The sequence below is a fragment of the Lentilitoribacter sp. EG35 genome (genome assembly GCF_040784015.1).
Classification (GTDB): Bacteria; Pseudomonadota; Alphaproteobacteria; order Rhizobiales; family Rhizobiaceae; genus Lentilitoribacter.
In genome coordinates, this window is the sequence record NZ_JBFNGQ010000032.1 from 1 (window position 1) to 1,380 (window position 1,380).

1 protein-coding gene is annotated in these 1,380 nt (G+C 43.8%); it reads right to left on the reverse strand.

What is annotated here, in order from left to right; all coding sequences use genetic code 11:
• Positions 1–1,380, reverse strand: a 1,380-nt coding sequence (locus tag AB2J24_RS19810; protein ID WP_367386806.1) for a non-ribosomal peptide synthetase, incomplete at both ends; no start/stop codon positions are given.

The window sequence follows — 1,380 nt, forward strand, 5'->3', positions numbered from 1 at the left end:
TCCTGTAGTGGAATTGGTTTGTTATCGTGACTACTATTCCATCCACTGAAGTTGTCAACAATGATACCATTCAAACTTTCAGTATAATGATTATCGTACAGAATCTCCCATGAGGACACATGATCATTAGCCACAACATCATTATGCTGTTCATCACCGATGTTCAACACAACATAACCAACAAGTTGTTTATTTCCATGCAGATCTTCCCGAGCAACAACAACGGATTGGGATACTTCAGGATGCTGCGTTAAGGCAGCCTCAACTTCGCCCGGTTCAATACGAAACCCTCGGATTTTAACCTGATGATCTGCTCGTCCAAGAAAATCGAGTACGCCATCTGAACGCCATTTAGCAAGATCACCGGTCCGATACATCCGACCACCTGGAGGGCCAAATGGGTCAGCTATGAACCGATCTGCCGTCAGATCAGGGCGTCCTAAATAACCACGTGCTAAACCTGCTCCAGCTATATAAAGCTCACCACTAACACCAACGGGAACAGGACGAAGCCAATCATCCAATACATAAACCTGAGTGTTATCAAGCGGCGAGCCTATCGGTATACTTGAATTAAAATCGTCTTCACCTGTTATAGGAAAGCTCGTAGCAAAAGTCGTCGTTTCTGTTGGGCCATAGCCGTTTGTTACACTAACCTGCCCTTTTTGTGATAATACTTTTTTGACGGCAATTGGCGAAAGAACATCACCTCCAGCCCATACAGTATCCAGATTATCGAAATGAAGAAACCTATCGTCAGACATAGTATTGAAAAGGCCGGCAGTCATCCAAATTGCTGTAATCCTCTTCTTCTCAATTACAGTATTCAATACCTCTGCAGATAAGTCGGAAGCTGGAGCAATGATGATTTCATTACCGCTAAGCAAAGGAACCCAAACCTCATACGTTGAAGCATCAAATGCAATTTGAGAATGCATTAATATGCGCTTTTGATTGCCATCTTGCCAACGACGATCAAGTGCTAATACCACCACATTATTGTGAGTTATTGCAACGCCCTTTGGTTCTCCAGTCGACCCCGAGGTGTAAGTCACGTACGCTAATTGATCGGAACCATAACTCGTCAGCAAATTATGTGTCGAGTAGTCGATAAATGATTTATCGTCGCAAACAAAAACCATCGTATCATGGTGAAGTGTATATTCTGTTTGCATTGAAACACTCGTCAACAGTACCTTCGATTTTGTGCTTACTAAAGATTCCTGCAACCGTGAGTGTGGGTCACTTGAATTAAGCGGCAGATAGGCTGCACCAGCTTTGAGAATAGCCAATAGCGAGATCACCATCTCAAAGGAACGTTCTAAACACAGAGCAACAATATCCTCTGGACCAACCCCAAGGCCAATCAGGTGGTAGGCC